The organism is Pantoea sp. Z09 (assembly GCF_022394795.1).
In the GTDB taxonomy this organism is placed as follows: Bacteria; Pseudomonadota; Gammaproteobacteria; order Enterobacterales; family Enterobacteriaceae; genus Pantoea; species Pantoea latae.
Window position 1 is genome coordinate 3290049 of record NZ_CP092373.1, and the last position, 20477, is coordinate 3310525.

17 protein-coding genes and 1 pseudogene are annotated in these 20477 nt (G+C 61.5%); 8 read left to right on the plus strand and 10 right to left on the minus strand.

What is annotated here, in order from left to right; genetic code table 11:
- Positions 1-370 precede the first annotated feature (370 nt).
- Positions 371-1087 (plus strand): two-component system response regulator ArcA, encoded by a 717-nt coding sequence (gene arcA, locus MC269_RS15705; protein ID WP_081138737.1) that lies wholly within the window; start codon positions 371-373, stop codon positions 1085-1087.
- Positions 1088-1259: 172 nt separating this feature from the next.
- On the opposite strand, the gene creA is transcribed toward arcA, so the two are convergent.
- Positions 1260-1736: a protein CreA gene (creA, locus tag MC269_RS15710; RefSeq protein WP_239952967.1), complete on the minus strand. Its 477-nt coding sequence runs from the start codon at positions 1734-1736 to the stop codon at positions 1260-1262.
- 194 nt (positions 1737-1930) lie between these two features.
- Between creA and robA the strand changes: the two genes are divergently transcribed.
- On the plus strand, positions 1931-2809 hold the full coding sequence (gene robA, locus MC269_RS15715) for an MDR efflux pump AcrAB transcriptional activator RobA (protein ID WP_033749410.1): 879 nt from the start codon (positions 1931-1933) through the stop codon (positions 2807-2809).
- 31 nt (positions 2810-2840) lie between these two features.
- On the opposite strand, the gene gpmB is transcribed toward robA, so the two are convergent.
- Entirely contained in the window at positions 2841-3488 is a 648-nt protein-coding gene (gene gpmB / locus MC269_RS15720; protein WP_239952968.1) for a 2,3-diphosphoglycerate-dependent phosphoglycerate mutase GpmB, read from the minus strand.
- Between the two features lie 51 nt (positions 3489-3539).
- Between gpmB and yjjX the strand changes: the two genes are divergently transcribed.
- Positions 3540-4058 carry an inosine/xanthosine triphosphatase gene (gene yjjX / locus MC269_RS15725; RefSeq protein ID WP_239952969.1) on the plus strand — a complete coding sequence of 173 codons (519 nt, stop codon included), beginning with the start codon at positions 3540-3542 and terminating at the stop codon, positions 4056-4058.
- Here yjjX and trpR read toward each other — a convergent pair.
- The 3 genes and pseudogenes from trpR to MC269_RS15740 all read right to left on the minus strand — a co-directional run bounded on the left by trpR (position 4033) and on the right by MC269_RS15740 (position 8050).
- Positions 4033-4380 carry a trp operon repressor gene (gene trpR / locus MC269_RS15730; protein WP_081138749.1) on the minus strand — a complete coding sequence of 116 codons (348 nt, stop codon included), beginning with the start codon at positions 4378-4380 and terminating at the stop codon, positions 4033-4035. The two genes, yjjX and trpR, sit on opposite strands and share 26 nt — an antisense overlap.
- 45 nt (positions 4381-4425) lie before the next feature.
- The gene (gene sltY, locus MC269_RS15735) at positions 4426-6345 is read right to left on the minus strand and encodes a murein transglycosylase (RefSeq protein WP_239952970.1); all 1920 of its coding nucleotides are present in this window, start codon (positions 6343-6345) and stop codon (positions 4426-4428) included.
- Between the two features lie 112 nt (positions 6346-6457).
- Positions 6458-8050: pseudogene (locus tag MC269_RS15740) on the minus strand (methyl-accepting chemotaxis protein).
- Between the two features lie 288 nt (positions 8051-8338).
- On the opposite strand from MC269_RS15740, the gene deoR reads away from it, so the two are divergent.
- The 4 genes from deoR to MC269_RS15760 all read left to right on the plus strand — a co-directional run bounded on the left by deoR (position 8339) and on the right by MC269_RS15760 (position 13548).
- The gene (gene deoR / locus MC269_RS15745; RefSeq protein WP_081138755.1) at positions 8339-9112 is read left to right on the plus strand and encodes a DNA-binding transcriptional repressor DeoR; all 774 of its coding nucleotides are present in this window, start codon (positions 8339-8341) and stop codon (positions 9110-9112) included.
- Positions 9113-9212: 100 nt separating this feature from the next.
- Positions 9213-10880 carry an energy-dependent translational throttle protein EttA gene (gene ettA / locus MC269_RS15750; protein ID WP_081138758.1) on the plus strand — a complete coding sequence of 556 codons (1668 nt, stop codon included), beginning with the start codon at positions 9213-9215 and terminating at the stop codon, positions 10878-10880.
- A 231-nt stretch (positions 10881-11111) separates the two neighbouring features.
- Complete coding sequence (locus tag MC269_RS15755; RefSeq protein WP_239952971.1) at positions 11112-12269, plus strand: mandelate racemase/muconate lactonizing enzyme family protein; 1158 nt, start codon at positions 11112-11114, stop codon at positions 12267-12269.
- Positions 12262-13548 (plus strand): MFS transporter, encoded by a 1287-nt coding sequence (locus MC269_RS15760; RefSeq protein ID WP_239952972.1) that lies wholly within the window; start codon positions 12262-12264, stop codon positions 13546-13548. The genes MC269_RS15755 and MC269_RS15760 overlap by 8 nt, the downstream gene beginning before the upstream one ends.
- 400 nt (positions 13549-13948) lie before the next feature.
- On the opposite strand, the gene nadR is transcribed toward MC269_RS15760, so the two are convergent.
- Genes nadR through serB form a run of 3 tightly spaced genes read right to left on the minus strand, consistent with a single transcriptional unit; the run spans position 13949 to position 17607 of the window.
- Entirely contained in the window at positions 13949-15187 is a 1239-nt protein-coding gene (nadR, locus tag MC269_RS15765) for a multifunctional transcriptional regulator/nicotinamide-nucleotide adenylyltransferase/ribosylnicotinamide kinase NadR (RefSeq protein ID WP_239952973.1), read from the minus strand.
- Between the two features lie 49 nt (positions 15188-15236).
- Positions 15237-16619, minus strand: coding sequence for a DNA repair protein RadA (gene radA / locus MC269_RS15770; RefSeq protein ID WP_081142323.1), 1383 nt, complete (start codon positions 16617-16619; stop codon positions 15237-15239).
- Between the two features lie 10 nt (positions 16620-16629).
- Entirely contained in the window at positions 16630-17607 is a 978-nt protein-coding gene (gene serB, locus MC269_RS15775; RefSeq protein WP_239952974.1) for a phosphoserine phosphatase, read from the minus strand.
- 108 nt (positions 17608-17715) lie between these two features.
- On the opposite strand from serB, the gene MC269_RS15780 reads away from it, so the two are divergent.
- Entirely contained in the window at positions 17716-18375 is a 660-nt protein-coding gene (locus tag MC269_RS15780) for a YtjB family periplasmic protein (protein ID WP_081142319.1), read from the plus strand.
- On the opposite strand, the gene yjjJ is transcribed toward MC269_RS15780, so the two are convergent.
- Positions 18372-19685 (minus strand): type II toxin-antitoxin system HipA family toxin YjjJ, encoded by a 1314-nt coding sequence (yjjJ, locus tag MC269_RS15785; protein ID WP_239952975.1) that lies wholly within the window; start codon positions 19683-19685, stop codon positions 18372-18374. The two genes, MC269_RS15780 and yjjJ, sit on opposite strands and share 4 nt — an antisense overlap.
- 111 nt (positions 19686-19796) lie before the next feature.
- A complete protein-coding gene (gene yjjG, locus MC269_RS15790) occupies positions 19797-20477 on the minus strand; it encodes a pyrimidine 5'-nucleotidase (RefSeq protein ID WP_239952976.1) in 681 nt (226 codons plus the stop codon).

The window sequence follows — 20477 nt, forward strand, 5'->3', positions numbered from 1 at the left end:
AATGTAGCGAAATTGATATTTTTTGTGAGCTAAGCTGGCATTACAAGAGAAGTTTTTCACATAAGTGTTAACGTGCTACAATTGCATTTGATATAAGTCAACGAAGCGTTGTTTTTATGCTTATCGGTTGTTGTTGGTGCTGTTAGGTTGCTGTTAATACGGTTAGGATATGCGCCAAAAGATTCTCTCCTGGGGCAGGCAATATTCATTCTGACTGGCTGAGCTAACACTGTTGTTGACGTTGATAGATGGTGTATCAAGAACATAATTTCGTACAACGGTTAAGCGCCACTCACCGCGCTTTTTAGCGAGCCTGAATACCCGCGTACGCCCTGTTTTCGATTTGTTGGCAAATTTTAGGTAGCGAAATATGCAGACCCCACACATTCTTATCGTTGAAGACGAACTGGTCACGCGTAACACCCTCAAAAGTATTTTTGAGGCGGAAGGTTATGTCGTCTATGAGGCAACCGACGGCGCTGAAATGCATCAGGTGCTCACCGACAATGATGTTAACCTGGTGATCATGGACATTAACCTGCCGGGCAAAAACGGCCTGTTGCTGGCACGCGAACTGCGCGAGCAGGCGAACGTGGCGCTGATGTTCCTGACCGGTCGTGATAATGAAGTGGACAAGATCCTTGGTCTGGAGATCGGCGCCGATGACTACATCACCAAGCCGTTCAATCCGCGCGAGCTGACCATCCGTGCGCGCAATCTGCTGTCGCGCACCATGAATCTGGCGATGCCGAGCGAAGAGCGCCGCCAGGTGGAAAGCTACAAGTTCAACGGCTGGGAGCTGGATATCAACAGCCGCTCGCTGATCAGCCCCAACGGCGATCAGTACAAGCTGCCGCGCAGCGAGTTTCGCGCCATGCTGCACTTCTGCGAGAACCCCGGCAAAATCCAGACCCGCGCCGACCTGCTGAAGAAGATGACCGGCCGCGAGCTGAAGCCGCACGACCGCACCGTCGACGTCACCATTCGCCGCATCCGTAAGCACTTTGAATCGACGCCGGACACGCCGGAAATCATCGCCACCATTCACGGCGAAGGCTACCGCTTCTGCGGCGATCTGCAGGAATAAAAAACCTGCTGGAATCGAGGGTTGGCTGACACTGTGCCAGCGCGGGTAAGACGGCCCGATCGCAAAGACGCAAAAAGCGACATCCCTGTCGCGGACGCTTTGCTCCTCGGTCCGTCTCACCCGCCTGCGAGCTTTAGCCGCCGTCAGTAAAAACGCCCCGAAGGGCGTTTTTTTATTCCCGCCACGGCATAATCGGCACCGCGCTCAGCGCATTCTTCGGCGATCCCTCCACCACCCTGTCAGAGTAGCTCAGGTAGATCAGCGCATGGCGCTTCTGATCGAAGAAACGCACCACCTGCAGCTTTTTAAACACCAGCGAAGTGCGCTTCTTAAACACTACTTCGCCCTGCGCTTTGCCGTTGGCGATGGCGTCGCTGAGCGTCACCGGCCCCACCTGCTGACAGGAGATCGCCGCGTCGGCGGTATCCTCAGCCAGCCCTAAGCCGCCCTTGATGCCGCCGGTTTTCGCCCGGCTGATATAACAGGTTACATTTTTTACGTCGGGATCGTCGAAGGCTTCCACCACGATCTTATGGTCAGGCCCGAACATCTTGAATACCGTATCTACCGAGCCGATCTCCTCGGCCAGAGCCGGTGACGCCAGCAGCAGCGTGGCGAGTGAAGCAGCGAAAAAGCGAGATATTGTCATAGCGTTACCATTGCAAACCTAATAGACGAGCATGTAATGTACTGGCAATTGTCCGCGTTGACCAAACCAGAACCGGTTTTATCCCACATTGACATGGCACAATCTCCCAACAAAACTGCCCACGCCTGATGTGCAATTAGTGCTATTATTCGGCGACCGCGTTAGCCGCGCCCCAGAGAGTATGAGGATGTTTTATGGACCAAGCCGGTATCATTCGAGATTTGCTTGTCTGGCTGGAGAGCCATCTGGATCAGCCCCTTTCACTAGACAATGTTGCCCTGAAAGCGGGTTACTCTAAATGGCATCTGCAGCGGATGTTCAAGGATGTGACGGGCCATGCCATCGGCGCCTATATCCGCGCGCGTCGCCTGTCGAAAGCGGCCGTGGCGCTGCGTCTGACCAGCCGCCCGATTCTGGATATCGCGCTGCAGTACCGTTTTGACTCCCAGCAGACCTTTACCCGCGCCTTTAAAAAGCAGTTTAACCAGACGCCCGCGTGGTATCGCCGCTCATCAGAATGGAACTCGTTCGGCATTCGTCCGCCGATTCGCCTTGACGACAACAGCATGCCGGAGTCGACCTTCGTCACCCTGCCGGAAACCGTGCTGGTGGGACAAACGCAAACCTACAGCTGCACGCTGGAGCAGATCTCCAGCTACCGCGACGAAATGCGCATTCATTTCTGGAAGCAGTTCCTGCTGGAAACCGACACCGTGCCGCCGGTGCTCTACGGCCTGCATCAGGTGCGCGCCAGCCAGGAGAAAGATGACGAGCAGGAGATCCTCTACACCACCGCCGTGCCGTCTGACCAGGCGGTCAACCTGCACTCCGGCCAGAGCGTGCTGCTGGAAGCGGGTGACTATGTGCAGTTCACCTACAACGGCCCGCGCAACGAACTACAGGAATTTATCCTGTTGCTCTACGGCACCTGTATGCCGACGCTCGGCCTGACGCGCCGTCAGGGCCAGGATATCGAGCGCTTCTATACCCACGGTGGCAAAAAACGCCCCGAGCCGCCGAAAGAGATCCGCTGCGAATATCTCATCCCAATCCGTCGCCAGCAGGCGAGCTAATAACGATGCCGTCATAGCGACGGCATTTTTATTAGCGCTGCAGCTCATCCAGCGCCGGCGCGTCCAGATGCGACACGTCGCCCGCCGTTTCCACCACCCAGCCTTCCGCCAGCCAGGCGCTGCGCTGATGATCGACGCGCGAAATCGAGCAGTTGCGCAGCCGCAGCCGACGCTCCGCATGGGCCGGCAATCCGAGAATCGTGCTGATCAAAACGCCCAGCGCCATACCGTGACTTACCAGCAGCGGACGGCTGCCGGCGGGCAGCGCCAGGCAGGCGTTCAGCGCCGCGTGCATGCGCGCCGCCATCTCCGCCATCGATTCGCCCTGCGGAATACGGCCGTTCTCGGTGCCGTCCACCAGCGTGCTGCGCCAGCGCTCCTCTTCCTCGGTTAGCCCGTCCAGCGGACGCTTCTCCAGCACGCCCATATTCAGCTCGCGCAGGCGCGGCTCCAGCGTCACCGTACAGCCGCAGGCGTCGGCGATAATCTCGGCGGTGCGCTGCGTGCGGCCCAGATCGCTGGCGATAACATGGGTAATGCCAAGATGTTTTACGCGCTCGCCCACCTGATGGGCCTGTTGCTCTCCTTTCTCCGTCAGCGGACTGTCGGATTGTCCCTGAATGCGGCGCTCCGCATTCCATACCGTTTCACCGTGACGAACAAGATAGACCTGTAGCATGCTGAGTTTCCGTTATACTGCGACAAATTTGCCTAAAGGGTTCAATAGATTATGTACCAGGTTATCGCAGCCACCATCAATCCGGCAAAAATTCGCGCAATTTCTCAGGCGTTCAGCGACGTTTTCGGCGAAGGATCCTGCCATATTCGCGGGGTCGAGGTCGATAGCGGCGTGGCGGCGCAGCCGCTGAGCGATACGGAAACGCGAACCGGCGCACGCCAGCGCGTCGCCAATGCGCGCCGGACGGAACCAGCAGCGGACTTCTGGGTGGCGATTGAGGCCGGTATCGAGGCGGAGTGCGCCTTTGCCTGGATGGTGGTGGAAAACGCAGAGCAACGCGGCGAGTCGCGTTCCGCCAGCTTTACGCTGCCGCCGGTGGTACTGGAGGGCCTACGCGCCGGACGCGAACTGGGCGAGGAGATGGCCCGTCTCACCGGCGTGGAGAATATCAAACAGAAAGGCGGCGCTATCGGCGCCTTTACGCAGGGGCGGCTGACGCGCTCCAGCGTCTATCATCAGGCGCTGATCCTGGCGCTCTGCCCCTTTACTCATCCGCTTTATCAGCGTTGAGATCGGCGCGTCCCAGACGCGCTTCCAGCCAGCGTCGCAGTTCGGGCGGCGCCTCTTTCAGGCTGTTGGAGCCGCGCGTAATGGTGGCGATGCCGACGCCCAGCTCGTTTTTCAACTCGCGCTGGCTCATGACGCCGCTCATTAGCTCTTCGACGATGCGCAGGCGCGTGCCAAGCGCCTCGCGCTCATCCGGCGTCAGCATCAGCTGCAGTAACGGCAGCGCCACGTCATCGGCGTAGGCCTGCTGCATCAGCGCGATAAAGCGTCGCCAGTTATCTTCAGAAAGGGAATTTTGCGCCGACCGGGCGGGAGATTGCGTCATCAACAGGCTTCCGTACTCACTAACGAGTACGGAAGCATAGCACAGCTAGTAACGGCGATTCCACTCGCTGTCTGACAGGATCTTGTCCGGCTCGCCCATAAAGTGGCGATAGTAAGCGTCATAGGCCAGCACGTTTTTCACGTAGCCGCGCGTTTCCGAGAAGGGAATGGTTTCGATAAAGGCGACCGCGTCGAGATTGCCCGCGCTGACGTTCTGCCAGCTGCGCACGCGTCCCGGTCCCGCATTATAGGCGGCGGAAGCGAAAATGCGGTTCTGCCCGAACTGCTGGTAGACATACTCCAGATACTGGGTGCCGATCTGGATATTGGTCTGCGGATCCAGCAGCTGGCTGCTGTTCACATAGCCGGGAATGTTGTACATCTTCACGGTATGCGCCGCCGTCGCCGGCATCACCTGCATCAGGCCGCTGGCGCCGACCGGCGAACGCGCTTTCGGGTTCCAGGCGCTCTCCTGGCGCGAAATCGCCATGGAATAGCTCGGGTCGATGCCTTTGTCGCGGGTATTGCTCTTATAGAAGCTCTCCCACGCCAGCGGGAAGCGCTCTTTCAGGCTGTCCCACATCTTCGCCGTAATGGTCGCCTGCACGCTGAGATCCCACCAGTCCTGCTCGTTGGCGTAGCGCGCCAGCATCTGCTGCTGAACATGGCTCTTGCTGGAGATAAGGTTGGCCCACTCGCTGCGCGCCAGGTTGTCCAGCCCCCAGAACATCAGCTCGCGCACCCGCGCCAGCTCCGGCCCCTGCACCGTCGCGCTGTCTGGCTTCGGCGCTTCGTCGATCTGTATCGGGTATTTTTCGCCGAGCCGCTGCGCCGCCACCATCGGATAGAAGCCGCGCGCCTGCATCAGCTTGTGCAGGATCTCGTCCGCCTCTTCTTTACGGCCCTGGGAATAGAGCAGATCCGCCTGCCAGTATTGCCACTCATCTTTCTCTTTCGCCTCAAGCGGCAGCCGCGCGATCCAGGTATTGAGGCCGCGACGGTCGTGCTGCGAGAGCGCCAGCCGCACGCGGCGTTCGATCAGCGCCGTCGACTGGCTGTTCATCACCACGCCGTCGCGCCAGCGCGCCTGCTCCGACGTCAGATCGCTGCCCATCATGCGCCAGACCACGATCTCTTTCAGCGCCTGCTCGTCGTCCGCCTCCATTTTCTGCGCCCGCACCAGCAGCGGGATCATGCTGCGCGCGTTCTCCATATCGGCGCGCGCCACGCGGGTAAAGGCGTAAATCGTCGCCTGACGGGTAAAGTCGGTCGGCCCGACGGACTGGGCAAAGCTCACCACCGTCTGCGGATCGTTCTGCAGCATCAGCACGCCGTTGGCGATGGTCTGATAATCTTCCGGCAGGGTTTTTGCCAGGAAACTCACCAGGCTGTCGTTGCCCGCTTTCATCGCCAGCCGGATGCGCTCCAGCACGGTAATCGGCGACATCTGGCCGGAGGATTGCCAGACAGAGAAGAGTCGGTCGCAGTCGTTCGGCAATGCGGTGCCGCGCAGCCAGATCTCTTTCGCGCCGGCAAACGCCTGCTGCTGCGCGCCGGTCGCCCATTTGGCGTAGAGCCAGTTGCAGCGCGCCTGCACCGGGGTTGGCGCTTCTGGGCTAAAGCTCAGAATGCCCTGCCAGTCCTCGCGGTGCGCCAGCACGTTGACGAAGCGGGTTTTCAGGGAGCGCGCCGGCGGCAGCGTCGGGTATTGCTGAATAAAGTTTTTAATGGCGAGCGGCGTTTCCTGATCGAGATCCTGCGCCAGCAGGCGGTACTGCAGATAGGGATAAAGCGGATAGTCCTGCAGCGTCGGCAGCAGTTGCTCCACCGTCGCCATCTGATTGCTGTCCCATGCCTGCTTAATCTGTTGATATCGCTCTCGCTGCTGATCCAGCGAGTCGGCCCACGCGCTGCCGGCCGTTGCGGCCAGGCAGATCCCTGCTATCCAGTTACGCCACTTCTCCACGAAAATCTCCTCTGTTGCTGCTCTCCGGCTGCGTGCCAGGCATTCTTCATGCTAACCAGGGGAACCGGCTCTTGCCATGTTCTTCACAAAATTTACGCAGCGGAGAGGCGGCTTACGCGCCGCGCGCGGCGTCGAGGTCGAGCTGAAACAGGCTGACATTTTCCATTAGCGCGCCGACCTGCTGGTTGAGCGCGCGCGCCGCCTGCGCTGACTGCTGCGACAGCGTGGCGTTCTGCTGCGTGGCGGCGTCCATATGCGTCACCGCCAGATTAACCTGCTCAATGCCGGTGCTCTGTTCGGCGCTGGCCGAGGAAATATCTTCCATCAGCGCGGCCAGCGCCTTGACGCTGGCGACGATCTCCTGAATCGAGACGCCGGCGCCTTTCACCAGCGTATTGCCGTGGGCAATCAGGCTCACGGAACGGTCGGTCAGGGTGCGGATCTCGCGCGCTGCCGACGCCGAGCGCTGCGCCAGCGCGCGCACCTCTGACGCCACCACCGCGAAGCCGCGTCCGTCGTTGCCGGCGCGCGCCGCCTCGACCGCCGCGTTAAGCGCCAGAATATTGGTCTGAAAGGCGATACCGTCGATGACGCTGACAATCTCGTTGATTTCGCGCGAGAACTGGTGGATCTCCTCCATCGCCGTCACCACCTTCTCCACCACCTCGCCGCCCTGCCCGGCGCGCTGGCGCGCGTCGCGCGCGATGTCGCTGGCGTGCTGCGCGTTGCCGGCGTTGTTTTTCACCACGGAGGTCAGCTGCTCCATCGAGGCCGCCGTCTGCTCCAGCGCGCTGGCCTGCGCCTCGTTGCGGGAAGAGAGTTCGCGGCTGCCGTGCGCCACCTGCTCGGTGGTCTGCGCGATGGCGTCGGTGCCGGCGCGCACGCCGGTGACGATGCGCGTCAGATTGCGGTTCATCTCGCGCAGCGCCGCCATCAGCTGCGCCGTTTCGTCACGCCCCACCACCTCAATATCGGCGCGCAGATCGCCCGACGCCACGGTTTTGGCAATGTCGATCGCCTGCTTCAGCGGGCGCGTAATGCTCTTGATCAGCCACAGCGTCACCAGCACGCCCGTCAGCAGAATACAGAGCATGGCCGCCAGCAGCAGCCATTTAGTCTGGTGATAGTGCGCCAGGTTGTCGGCTTCAATAGTGAGATGCATCGTCTGCGCACGCTGCAGCGTCTCGCTGACCAGATCGTCGATCATCTAGGTCGGCGCGCGGTCGATGCCGGTCACCAGCTTATCGACGCGCGCGGCACTGCTAACGTCCTCGATGTTGTAGGCGCTCAGCGCGCGCAGATAGCGCTGCTCCAGCCCGGCGTGCACCTCGCGCGCTTTGGCGACGCTGTCGCCGCGCAGGCCAAGCCGCGCCTGAATCTGACTCAGTTTCACCAGCAGCGCCTGAGTTTGCTGGCTTTCGCGCAAAAATGCCGCTTTGTATTTATTGAAGGTCGCCTCGCCCTGAGTGCCGCGCAGCAGCGTGTTTTTCCACTCCTGCACCTGAATTTTAAACTGCACCTGCGCGCTGCGCGCGGTGTCGATACTCTCGGCGATAAGCATCTCCTGCGCCATGATCGCCTCGTTATGGGTTAACGCCTGCAGATTGACCTGCAGGCCGCGCAGCCCCATCAGCAGCGTGGCGAGCAACAAGAGGGTGGCGAGGCATCCCAGCCGCTGTCCGATTTTAAAATGATTAAGCTTCATAAAGCTGATACCTGCAGATAGTGATCGAGGAGGCCGGTCGGCATCCCACAGGGTTATCGTCCCGGCAGGCAGAGGCTTTATGAAATAAGTGGATGTTTTATATGACACTTTTATGACAGATGCGCAAAAATCCGGCGATGCAGGCGACGTTTGCGGGGCAATCTGATTAAGGGTAAGATTGAACTTAAGCCCGCCTGCGCGCGCAACGCCTTAAAATTGCGGCATTTATCGCACTTTCTGCTGATGCAGCGGCACCCCTTGCGGTTATCAACCACAACAGAGACGTCTATGGAAACCCGGCGCGACGAACGCATTCAGAAACTGACCCTGGCGTTAAAACGCACCGATAAGCTGCATCTGAAAGACGCCGCACAGCTGCTGGGCGTCTCGGAGATGACCATCCGTCGCGATCTCAGCGAACCCGCCTCTGCGGTGGTGCTGCTGGGCGGCTACATTGTCAGCGATCCAAAAAGCCATGTCGGGCACTACTTCGTGTCAGATCAGCACGGCCAGAATGCCGCGAGAAAGCAGCGTCTGGCGCAGGCCGCCGCCAGCCTGATCGGCGAGAACGATACGGTGTTTTTCGACTGCGGCACCACCATTCCCTATATCGTGGACGCGCTGCCGGACGACCTGCCCTTCACCGCCATCTGCTGTGCCATGAACACCTTTCTGGCGCTGAAAGAGAAAGCGGCCTGCAACGTCATCCTGAGCGGCGGCGAATTTCATGCCGACAACGCGCTTTTTACCCCGGTCGGCGCCCATTCGATTCTCGACGATCTCTGTCCGACGCTGGCGTTTATCTCGGCGGCGGGCATCGACAGCGAACAGGGCGCCACCTGCTACAACCTGAACGAGCTGGCGATGAAGCACCACGCGATGCTGCGATCGCGCCAGCGCGTGCTGGTGGCAGACAGCAGCAAATTCGGCAAGGTGTTGCCCGCGCGCATCGCCGAGCTGCGCCGCTTTGACCTGCTGGTCAGCGACAGCGCGCCGGAGCCCGCGCTGGCGGCGTGGCTGGCGCAGCAGTCGCTGCCGCTGCGGCTGCCCGACTCCGCCTGACCTCGTCCGCAATTATCCCGGCGCGCGGCTGGGATTAGCCAGGCAAAAAGGCTAAACTTCGTCACTAATTCACCCACCAGAATCAGAGGCTCATAACAACGTGGCTCAATTCGTCTATAGCATGCATCGCGTCGGTAAAGTGGTACCGCCGAAGCGTCATATTCTGAAGAACATCTCCCTCAGCTTTTTCCCGGGCGCGAAAATCGGCGTGCTCGGCCTGAACGGCGCGGGTAAATCCACGCTGCTGCGCATTATGGCGGGCATCGATAAAGATATCGAAGGGGAAGCGCGTCCGCAGCCAGGCATCAAAGTCGGCTACCTGCCGCAGGAGCCGAAGCTCAACCCGGAACAGACGGTGCGCGAATCGATCGAAGAAGCGGTCTCCGACGTGGTCGGCGCGCTGAAGCGTCTCGACGAGGTTTACGCGCTCTACGCCGAGCCGGACGCCGACTTCGACAAGCTGGCGGCCGAACAGGGTCGTCTGGAAGAGGTGATCCAGGCGCACGACGGCCATAACCTCGAAACCCAGCTGGAGCGCGCCGCCGACGCAATGCGTCTGCCGGACTGGGACGCGCTGATCGGCAACCTCTCCGGCGGCGAGCGTCGCCGCGTGGCGATGTGCCGTCTGCTGCTGGAAAAACCGGACATGCTGCTGCTGGACGAACCGACCAACCACCTGGACGCCGAGTCCGTGGCCTGGCTGGAGCGCTTCCTGCACGAGTTCGAAGGCACCGTGGTGGCGATTACCCACGACCGCTACTTCCTCGACAACGTGGCGGGCTGGATCCTGGAGCTGGACCGCGGCGAAGGCATTCCGTGGGAAGGCAACTACTCCTCCTGGCTGGAGCAGAAAGATCAGCGTCTGGCGCAGGAAGCCTCGGCCGAAGCGGCACGTCGCAAATCGATCGAGAAAGAGCTGGAGTGGGTGCGTCAGGGCGCGAAAGGCCGTCAGTCTAAAGGCAAGGCGCGTCTGGCCCGCTTTGAGGAGCTGAACAGCACCGAATATCAGAAGCGCAACGAGACCAGCGAACTCTTTATTCCGCCGGGTCCGCGCCTGGGCGATAAAGTGGTCGAGGTGAAAAACCTGACCAAATCCTACGGCGACCGCGTGCTGATTGACGATCTCTCTTTCTCGGTGCCGAAAGGCGCTATCGTCGGCATTATCGGTCCTAACGGCGCGGGTAAATCGACCCTGTTCCGCATGATGACCGGCCAGGAGCAGCCCGATTCCGGCAGCATCGAGCTGGGCGAAACCGTTAAGCTGGCGTCGGTCGATCAGTTCCGCGACGCGATGGATAACTCGAAAACCGTCTGGGAAGAGGTTTCGGGCGGGCTGGACACCATGCGCATCGGCACCTTTGAGATGCCGAGCCGCGCCTACGTCGGCCGCTTTAACTTCAAAGGCACCGACCAGGGCAAACGCGTCGGCGAACTCTCCGGCGGCGAGCGCGGTCGTCTGCACCTGGCGAAGCTGCTGCAGGTTGGCGGCAACCTGCTGCTGCTTGACGAACCCACCAACGACCTGGACATCGAAACCCTGCGCGCGCTGGAAAACGCCCTGCTGGAGTTCCCGGGCTGTGCCATGGTGATCTCGCACGACCGCTGGTTCCTCGACCGCATCGCCACCCACATCCTCGACTACCAGGATGAAGGCAAGGTGGAGTTCTTCGAGGGCAACTTCAGCGAATACGAAGAGTACAAGAAACGCACCCTCGGCGCCGAGGCGCTGGAGCCGAAGCGTATCAAGTACAAGCGTATTGCCAAGTAAGCCAAAAGGCGGCAGCGATGCCGCCTTTTCTCTTTTCTGTGACTCCCTGCGCCTTTCTCTGTCGTTTCGCCCAATTCTTCCTGCTAATCCGCCGTTAACCCTGGGCTCTCGCCTGATGTGACGCGCGGGCGCGCTTTTTATACTCGCTGATGATCTGACCCGACTCACCTTACCGTTCCGGCAGGCTGTAACAATAATTCACGCCGGAGGTCATCTTACGAGGTCTATGGCATGAAAATAGCGTCAATCGACGTCACGCGTATCGCAATTCCCTTTGACGCGCAGCGGCGCGCGCCCGAACGCCAGGAAACCACCTTTAACGCCGCCTCGCCGTCGCTGCGCCGCATGGAGACCCTGCTGGTGAAAATCACCTGCGACAACGGCCTGTGCGGCTGGGGCGAGGCGTTCGGCCATCTGGCCAACCCGGTAACCGAACAGGCGCTGTGCACCCTGATCGCACCGCTTTTCGTCGGCGCCACCCTGCCCGACTCGCCACAGGCGATAGCGCAGCAGATGCAGCGGGCGGAAAAAGCGCTGCACGCTTTTGGCCGCAGCGGTCCGGTGCGCTACGCGCTCTCGGCGATCGATATCGCCCTGTGGGACGCGCTCGGCCAGCAGCGCCAGCAGCCGCTCTGGCAGCTGCTCGGCGCCACGCGCCAGCGCATCGAGCGCTACGCCAGCCTGGTGGGCTACGACAACGATCCCGTCGCCGTCGCCGCGCAGGTGAAACGCGCCTGGGACGAGGGCTTTACCACGCTGAAACTGCATGAAACCACCGTCGAGGCGATAGCGGCGGCCCGCGCCGCGCTGCCGCCGCAGGCGGAGCTGCTGGTCGACGTTAACTGTCCCTGGACGCGCCAGGAGGCGGCGCAGCAGGCGCATGAGCTGCGGGCGCTGAATCTCGGCTGGCTGGAAGAGCCGATCTGGCCGCCGGACGACTATCAGGGGCTGGCGCAGTTAAAACGCGTCGGCGTGCCGCTGGCGGCGGGCGAAAACGTCGACGGTGACCAGGGCTTTATCAACCTGCTGGAGAACGGCGCGGTGGACGTGGCGCAGCCCAGCGTGGCGAAAGTGGGCGGCATCAGCGCCGCGCGCCGCGTCTTCGCCATGGCGCAGCAGTATCGCGTGCGCGTGGTGCCGCACTGCTTCTACTACGGCGCCGGCATGCTGGCAACTGCGCACCTGGTGGCGCTGCTGCCCGACGACGTCAAAATGGAGGTGCCCTGGATCGCCTTTGAAGCCCCCCTCTATCCCGACCTGCCGCGCGACGTCGCCTTTACCCTCTCCTCGCGTCCCGGCCTCGGCTACGCGCCGGATGAGGAGGTGCTGCGCCACTATCGTCTCTCCCTGAGCCAGATCACCGATAAAGGAGTTCGCCGCTATGCGTAAAAACTATCGCGTGGTGATTGCGCTGCTGCTGTTCTTCGCCGGCATGCTCAACTATCTTGACCGCGCCGCCCTGTCGGTGATGGCGCCGCTGATTAAAAGCGATCTGCATATCAACGACGCCGAAATGGGCATCCTGTTTAGCTGCTTCTTTATCGGCTACTGCGCCTTCTGCTTTCTCGGCGGCTGGGCGGCGGACCGCTTCGGCCCGCGCCGCGTCTACGCCTGGGCGGCGGGCGTCTGGTCGCTGTTTTGCGGTGCCACCGCGCTGGTTACCGGCTTCGCCCATCTGCTGATTGTGCGCATGCTGTTCGGCATCGGCGAAGGGCCGATGGGCACCACCACCAATAAATCGATCGCCAACTGGTTTCCGAAAAATGAGACGGGACGCGCGGTCGGCTTTACCAACGCCGGCCAGCCGCTGGGCGCGGCGATCGCCGCGCCGGTTGTCGGGCTGGTAGGGCTGCACTACGGCTGGCGCATCGCCTTTGTGGTTATCGCTTTACTGGGCTTTATCTGGGTGGCGTGCTGGCTGGGACTGTTCCGCGACAAGCCGGAAGATCATCCGCGCGTCGGCGCCGCCGAACGCGAGCTGATCGGCCGCCATCGCCCGGCGACGCAGGCGGCGGCCACGCCGCAGCAGGACCGCCACTCGCTGTGGCGCTACGTCTTTTCGCTGCCGGTGCTCGGCGTGGCGAGCGCCTTTTTCTGCTTCAACTACATCCAGTACTTTTTTCTCTCTTGGCTGCCGAGCTACCTCACCGACTTTCAGCATCTGGACATTAAAAGCATGAGCATTATCGGCGTGCTGCCGTGGCTGGGCGCGACGGTCGGCTTCCTCGGCGGCGGCATCGTCTCTGATATGCTGTTTCGCCGCACCCAGAACTTTCTGCTGTCGCGCAAGCTGGTGATCTTCGTCGGGCTAGCAGTCGCCGCGCTCTGCGTACTGTTAACGGCGTGGAGCAAGGATGTGGTGAGTGCGGTTGCCTTGATTACGCTGGCCAGCGTGTTCGCCTATATGACGCCGCAGGCGTGCTGGTCGCTGCTGCAGGATATTGTGCCGGCGGGACGCATCGGCACCGCAGGCGGCTTTGTTCACCTGCTGGCGAATCTGGCGGGGATTTTGTCGCCGGGCATCACCGGCTTTTTGATCCAGTATGGCGGCGGCTACCATACGGCGTTTTTGCTGGCGAGCGCACTGGCGCTGGCCGGTATGCTGCTGCTGGCGCTGCTGGTGCGGCAAAAAGGGGTCAACACGCTGCGCGCGCTGGCGACAAGCTGAATAAAACGGGAGCGCTGCCCCTAATGCTTGTCAGTTAAGCCCATGTTCAGATAAGGCCGCTATTTTCTCTAAGCAGAGGAGGCGCAGTGGCCTCAAACACGGTGCCTTTTGCAGCAGCAAAAACGCTGCCGTCCTTTTTCAGCAGCGCACACGGAAGCTGGCCAGCAGGCTGGGGCCGCTCAGGGACTGGCATTTCGCAGCGCTGAACAGAATGAGGCTGCCAGGAGAGCCCGCAGGGATGCGGGCGAAAGGTGGGGCTGGAACAGGATGTTCCATCCCCACCGGTCCGTGAGGCAGACGAATGACGTGAAGGTACCGCGTCAGCGGCGCGAGGACCGCCAGCCCCTGAGCGGCCCCAGGCTGCGTTATCACCCCAGGCTTAACTGACAAGCCCCCATTTTCAGGCCGGGTTCTTGCCGTCCATCATTCCCTTCACCAGCTCAATGCAGCGCAAAAAGCGCGTGTCGTAATCATCCTCGCGCACGTGCACAAATTCGACGTTATTCTCGCGCAGCATGGTCACCAGCATCGACTGAAACTCGCGCCGATCCACCGAGCTGCCCAGGCTGCGCAGGCCGTCCGCCACCCAGGGCACGTTGTTCTCCAGCAGGATCACCAGGTCGAAACGGTATTCGTCGATCAGCGCCTGCACAAAGGGGTGTTCGCGCCCTTCATACTTCAGGCAGAACGCCTGGGTGGTGATGAAATCGGTGTCGATAAAGGCGACTTTATTGGCGTACTTCACCGCAAAGTCGATGTACTGCGCCTGGCCGAGGGCGATCTTGTCGTAGTCGGAATATTGCAGCGCCATCTCGTCGCCGCCCAGATGAGAGAAGACGTAGTCGCGGCCATACTCCCAGGCGCTGGTGGTGTTAAAGATATTGGCCAGCTTGTTGACCAGCGTCGACTTGCCGCTCGACTCGCCGCCGAGCACGGCGACGGTGCGCACGAAAAAGGGCTTCACCTCGGTGGGAATATATTCCCAGTAGCGAAACGGATCCTGACGGATCTGCCCACCGCTGATATTCATAAAGGATCGCGCCGGATCGACCAGCACGGTGCGCACGCCCAGATGCTGCTGATACATCTCCGCGTCCGCGGTTTCGCTGGTGTAGATGCAGTCGGGGGCGATGCCCTGATCGCTGAGAAAGGTTTTTACCCCTTCGCTCCAGACGTCCCAGCCGTGCGGATAGGGCTCGATGCCCTCTTCGTTGAACGAGTGAATGCGGATATTTTTCTGGTATTTAAAGGTCTGCAGCAGCCAGCGCAGCCGATCGCTAACGGTCGGCTGCTGCGACATGGCGCTGTTCTCGAACAGTTCGCGATCGCGCGGCTCGTCGTGCCCCATAATGATATGCAGCTCGTCGACCTGGCTGCAGGCGCGCTGGATCAGGTAGATATGGCCGGTGTGCAGCGGATAAAATTTGCCGAACACCACGCCGACGGTTTTATCGCGGCGCGGAAACTCCAGCCCGAGAAAGCGATGCAGCGCTTCCAGCTTCTGCGCGCTCGGGCTTTTAATTTTGGCGTTGAGCAGCTGGCTCAGGTAGCCCTTGGTCATCCCGCTGGCGTCGGCCACCTGCTGCAGGGTATGCCCCTGCTGGCGAATGGCGGTTTTCAGATAGTCGAACGACGTCATGCTGCCTCCTGCATGGATTGAAGTTGCTGCGAGTGTACCCGCTCAGCCCTTAAAGCTCATCCAGTATCGCCAGCGCGTCCGCCAGTTTTTTCGCGCTGTAAACTTTCATGCCGTCGACCGCTTTTTTCGGCGCGTTGCCGGCCGGCACGATGGCGCGCTTAAAGCCGTGCTTGGCCGCTTCAGAGATGCGCTCCTGACCGCTCGGCACCGGTCGGATCTCGCCCGCCAGCCCGACTTCACCGAAGATCACCAGATCCTGCGGCAGTGGACGGTCGCGCAGGCTCGACACCATCGCCAGCAGCAGCGCCAGATCGGCGCTGGTTTCGGTGACCTTCACGCCGCCGACCACGTTGACGAACACATCCTGATCCGCCATCTGCAGGCCGCCGTGACGGTGCAGCACCGCCAGCAGGATCGCCAGCCGGTTCTGCTCCAGCCCCACCGCGACGCGGCGCGGGTTGCCCATCATTGAGTGATCCACCAGCGCCTGGATCTCCACCAGCAGCGGACGCGTGCCTTCCCACACCACCATCACGGAGCTGCCGGCGGTGACCTCGTCGCCGCGCGACAGGAAGATCGCCGACGGGTTGCTGACTTCGCGCATCCCCTGCTCGGTCATGGCGAACACGCCCAGCTCGTTGACCGCGCCGAAGCGGTTTTTATGGCTGCGCAGCGTGCGGAAGCGCGAGTCGGCGTCGCCGTCCAGCAGCACCGAGCAGTCGATGCAGTGTTCAAGCACTTTCGGACCGGCCAGCGAGCCATCTTTGGTAACGTGACCGACCATGACGATCGCCACGCCGCGCGTTTTGGCGAAGCGCGTCAGATAGGCGGCGGTTTCGCGCACCTGCGCCACGCTGCCGGGCGACGACTGGATATCCGCCATGTGCATCACCTGGATGGAGTCGATCACCATCAGCTTCGGCTCTTCCTGCTCGGCGATCTGGCAGATCTGCTCGATGCTGGTTTCCGACAGCATGTTGAGGTTTTCGCTTGGCAGACCGAGGCGGTGGGCGCGCATCGCCACCTGCTGCAGCGACTCTTCGCCGGTGACGTAGAGGGTTTTCATCTCCTGCGCCAGACGACACATCACCTGCAGCAGCAGCGTCGATTTACCCGCGCCGGGGTTACCGCCGATCAGGATGGCGCTGCCCGGCACCACGCCGCCACCCAGCACGCGGTCGAACTCTTTAAAGCCGGTGGAGAAGCGCGGCAGCGCCTCCAGGCTGATTTCCGACAGCTTCTGCACCCGGCTGACGCCCGCGCTGCCGGCGTAGCCGCTCAGGCGCTCATTGCGCGCCGCCGCCGGCGACGCCGCAATCCGCACTTCGGTGATGGTGTTCCAGGCGTGGCAGGCGCTGCATTGCCCCTGCCAGCGCGGATAATCTGCGCCGCATTCGTTACAAACGAAGGCGCGTTTTGCCGCTTTGGCCAAATCAGTACCTCTAACGCTCTTCGTGAATCAAGCTGCCGCTGAGGATGCAAAATACGCCCATCAGATCGGCATGACGGATAGTCACCTGCGTCTGCTCATTCACTTTCGGTTTAGCATGATAAGCGATACCCAACGCCGCGGCCTTAATCATCGGCAGGTCGTTGGCGCCGTCGCCGATGGCGACGGTTTGATCCGGCGCGATGTCGAAACGCTGCGCCAGCTTCTTCAGGGTATCCGCTTTGTATTGGGCGTCGACAATCTGTCCCAGCACTTCGCCGGTCAGTTTGCCGTCGCGCATCTCCAGTTCGTTGGCGGCGACGTGCGCCAGATGCAGCCTGTCGCGCAGGTATTCGGCGAAATAGGTAAAGCCGCCGGAGGCGATCGCCACCTGCCAGCCCAGCGCCTGCAGCTTCTGCACCAGCTCGGTCAGGCCCGGCATCAGCGGCAGTTCATCGCGCACCTGCTTCAAAATGTTGGCGTCGGCGCCTTTCAGGGTCGCCACGCGCTGGCGCAGACTGGCGGCGAAGTCGAGTTCACCGCGCATCGCGCGTTCGGTCACTTCCGCCACCAGCTCGCCGCTGCCCGCCAGTTTAGCGATCTCGTCGATGCACTCGATCTCGATCGCCGTGGAGTCCATGTCCATCACCAGCAGGCCCGGCGTTTTCAGGTGCGGGATCTTGCCAAGCGGCGCCACGTCGAGGCCGTTGTCGTGCGCCAGCTTTGTGGCGCGCGGCGTCAGTGAGCCAGCCAGCCGCACCACCTGATACTCATCGATGCGCCACGCGCTGACGATGACCATTGCCGCGCCAAGCTGATGCTGATAATCGGTCAGCTGCTGTTTATCCAGCGTGCGACCATAGAGCAGCCAGCCGGTCCGACCGGCACGGTAATCCAGCGGCATCACTTCGTCGCCGCTGAGGGAAAGAGGTAAACCCGGCCATTCGGAGAGTTCGGCGGGCAAATCGCACCAGGTAAGACGGTTCGGCATCAGAGCTCCTGTAGGGGGACAACAAAACCACGCAAGAGGCTACCTTGTCTGCGCCGCTTCTGGCAACATAATCTCCTGGTTTCTGTTGTGACGTGACACGGGTTATTGATGGCTAAAAGCGCACTGAAATTTCGCTTACATCGCACGGTGATCGTGCTGATCTCGCTGGCGCTGCTGGTCGTGCTGATGCAGGGCGCCTCCTGGTTCAGTCTCGGCCATCAGATGGCGCGTTCCGAGCAGGTGGAGGAGCTGGCGCAGACCCTGACGAAGCAGGTCGCCTTCAGCCTGTCGCCGCTGATGGACAACAGCGACGACAACCGCAGCCAGATCGAAGCGATCCTCAATCAGATGACCACCAACAGCCGCATTCTCGACGCCTCGGTCTACGCCGATGACGGCAGCCTGGTGGCGCACAGCGGCGAAAATATCAACGTGCGCGATCGCCTGGCACTCGACGGCAAGCGCGCCGGCAGCTACTTCAACCATCAGCTGGTGGAGCCGCTCGGCAACAGCGACGGCCCGCTCGGCTTTTTGCGCGTGACGCTGGATACCCACGTGCTGGTGACCGAGTCGCGCCAGGTGGACAACACCACCAATATTCTGCGCCTGATGATGCTGCTGGCGCTGGCCATCGGCATTATCCTGTCGCGCACCCTGCTGCGCGATCGCCGCACCCGCTGGCAGCAGTCGCCGTTTCTGCTGACCGCCAGCACGCCGGTTAAAGAGGATCGCGACGACGACGGCGAAAAGCAGGATCCAGCGCCTTAAGCCATCTGCGCGATAGTCGCGTCGAGCGCCTGCAGCTGCTGCAACGCCCGCTGCGCAATGACGCGAAACCCCTCGCTGACGCTCGCGTCATCCATAAGCTGTTGCCAGTAGGCCTTCGCCATCGCGCTGGCGGGCTGCCAGACGGCGCGCGGCAGCGCCGCATCCACCTGCAGCGTCACGCTGCTACGCATCTGCCCCAGACGGTCAGGCGCCAGCGCCATCGGCAACATATCGTAGGCGGGCGTCAGCGTCAGCCTGTCGCCTTCCACAAAGAAAGAGAGATTTCCCGCATGCATGTCGCTGTTGGCGATCAGGCGACCAAAAGCCCACTGTAGCGCGCCGCGACTGGCATCCTGCGCGCTGATCTTTTTCGCCTGCGCCAGCTGGCGCAGCGCAACAGGCCAGTTCGCCAGGCTACCGAGAAACTCGGCGCCGACCGCCTCCAGCGAAGCCATGCCGCGTCGCCCTCGTTGCTTAATGCGGTCAAAGCGTGCGACTTCAAGGAACAGCTGCGAATTTACCTCAATCAGCTCACTGCGCGCGGCCGGCAGGTTATGTTGCGCCAGCAGGGTCAGCGCAACATGTTCGGCGCGCAGCAGATCGCGCCAGCGCTGGCTGTTGTCGTTGTCGCGCTGACCGCTAAATTTCACCAGACAGTGACCAGCCTCTTCGCTGTAACAGAGAAATTTCGGCTGTTCGCCGCCTGCGGAGGAGCCAGGCTCCTCGCCGCCCAGCGCCCGCTCCGCCAGCTGCGGATATCGCTGCGCTTTCTCATGCTGGGCGATGACGTGCGGCTCGCGGGCGGTAAGCCAGCGCTGATAAGCCGCCTGGCCGATGAGCCAGTCGCCGGGCATATCGATGCCGGTTTCTCCCAGCGCCAGCAGGCTGTGATCGTCGCTCCACAGGCGGATATCGGGCGGCAGGCCGAGCGCCGTGGCGCTTTCCTGGCCCCATGCGCGGCCTAAGAAACCCTGCGGGCGCATATCGTTGAGAAACCAGGGTAGCCCGGCGTAAAACTGCCACTGGCCCGCTGCGTCCTGCACCACGTAGCTTCCCTGCGGCCACACCGGCCGCAGCGTTCCCGCCGCATGGGCGCGCCCCGTTTCGTCAATGCGCCACAGCGGCCACTCGTCAATGTGACGGACTGGACGCAGCAGCGCATAGCGCGTCGCGCGTGCGCGACCAACTTTTATGATCTCTTTTTGCCGGGCCACCAGCCGCGACAGCGTCGCCTGGCTGACGTTAAGCCGGGCCATCAGTTCTACCGCCGAGAGCGGTCCCTCCAGCAGCAGCGAACTCAGCTCAGACATAGCGCGCTCGTGAATAGATTGATGAATAGATTCGTGAATAGATACTACATGAAAAAAGGCCCATTAAATGGGCCCTGGCAGCAAAAAATTAGCGTTGGCGTGAATAGATACTCAGGCGAGCAGCAGCGCCTTTAGCTCGCCCAGCGTCTTCACCGTCCAGGTGGGACGAATCGCCTCCGGCAGCGGACGCGTGCCGTGATCGAGCCAGCAGGTTTTCACGCCGGCGTTGATGCCGCCGAGAATATCGGACTCGGGCGTATCCCCCACCATCAGCACGCGGCTGCGATCGGGATTGCCCATCTTCTCTAGCGCATAGTCGAAAATCGCCGGGTCCGGCTTAGGCACGCCCACCTGCTCCGAGATCACCAGCGCCGAGAAGTAGTCACGGAAGCCGGTGCGTTCGAGACGCGACTGCTGCAGCGCGGTAAAGCCGTTAGTGATAATGCCCATCGGCACCTTCTCATGCAGCGCATGCATCAAACTGACCGCGCCCTCCAGCGGCATGCATATCTCCGACATTGCGGAGAGAAAGCCGCTGTTCAGCACGTCGGGCGCCACGCTCAGCTTCTCCGCCCAGCCGGTAAAACGGCGCGTCTGCAGCTGCAGCGCGGAGATGGCGCCGTTCTGGTAATCGACCCACAGCGGCTTGTTGATCGCCTGATAGTCGGCGTAATCCTGGTCGGTAAACTGGACGTCGTAGCCAGCGAAGAGACGCTGCAGGCCGGCGAAGGCGTCAAAATGAAACAGGGTGTCGTCGGCATCGAACAGGATGCAATCCCAGTCTTTTAACAT

What these genes read in the sequence shown, in the direction of transcription:
- yjjX (WP_239952969.1), top strand. Translation starts at nt 3,540, where the DNA reads ATGTACCAGGTTATCGCAGCCACCATCAATCCGGCAAAAATTCGCGCA.
- trpR (WP_081138749.1), bottom strand. Translation starts at nt 4,380, where the DNA reads ATGACGCAATCTCCCGCCCGGTCGGCGCAAAATTCCCTTTCTGAAGAT.
- gpmB (WP_239952968.1), bottom strand. Translation starts at nt 3,488, where the DNA reads ATGCTACAGGTCTATCTTGTTCGTCACGGTGAAACGGTATGGAATGCG.
- MC269_RS15755 (WP_239952971.1), top strand. Translation starts at nt 11,112, where the DNA reads ATGAAAATAGCGTCAATCGACGTCACGCGTATCGCAATTCCCTTTGAC.
- nadR (WP_239952973.1), bottom strand. Translation starts at nt 15,187, where the DNA reads ATGACGTCGTTCGACTATCTGAAAACCGCCATTCGCCAGCAGGGGCAT.
- yjjJ (WP_239952975.1), bottom strand. Translation starts at nt 19,685, where the DNA reads ATGTCTGAGCTGAGTTCGCTGCTGCTGGAGGGACCGCTCTCGGCGGTA.
- deoR (WP_081138755.1), top strand. Translation starts at nt 8,339, where the DNA reads ATGGAAACCCGGCGCGACGAACGCATTCAGAAACTGACCCTGGCGTTA.
- MC269_RS15780 (WP_081142319.1), top strand. Translation starts at nt 17,716, where the DNA reads ATGGCTAAAAGCGCACTGAAATTTCGCTTACATCGCACGGTGATCGTG.
- arcA (WP_081138737.1), top strand. Translation starts at nt 371, where the DNA reads ATGCAGACCCCACACATTCTTATCGTTGAAGACGAACTGGTCACGCGT.
- yjjG (WP_239952976.1), bottom strand. Translation starts at nt 20,477, where the DNA reads ATGTTAAAAGACTGGGATTGCATCCTGTTCGATGCCGACGACACCCTG.
- MC269_RS15760 (WP_239952972.1), top strand. Translation starts at nt 12,262, where the DNA reads ATGCGTAAAAACTATCGCGTGGTGATTGCGCTGCTGCTGTTCTTCGCC.
- serB (WP_239952974.1), bottom strand. Translation starts at nt 17,607, where the DNA reads ATGCCGAACCGTCTTACCTGGTGCGATTTGCCCGCCGAACTCTCCGAA.
- robA (WP_033749410.1), top strand. Translation starts at nt 1,931, where the DNA reads ATGGACCAAGCCGGTATCATTCGAGATTTGCTTGTCTGGCTGGAGAGC.
- creA (WP_239952967.1), bottom strand. Translation starts at nt 1,736, where the DNA reads ATGACAATATCTCGCTTTTTCGCTGCTTCACTCGCCACGCTGCTGCTG.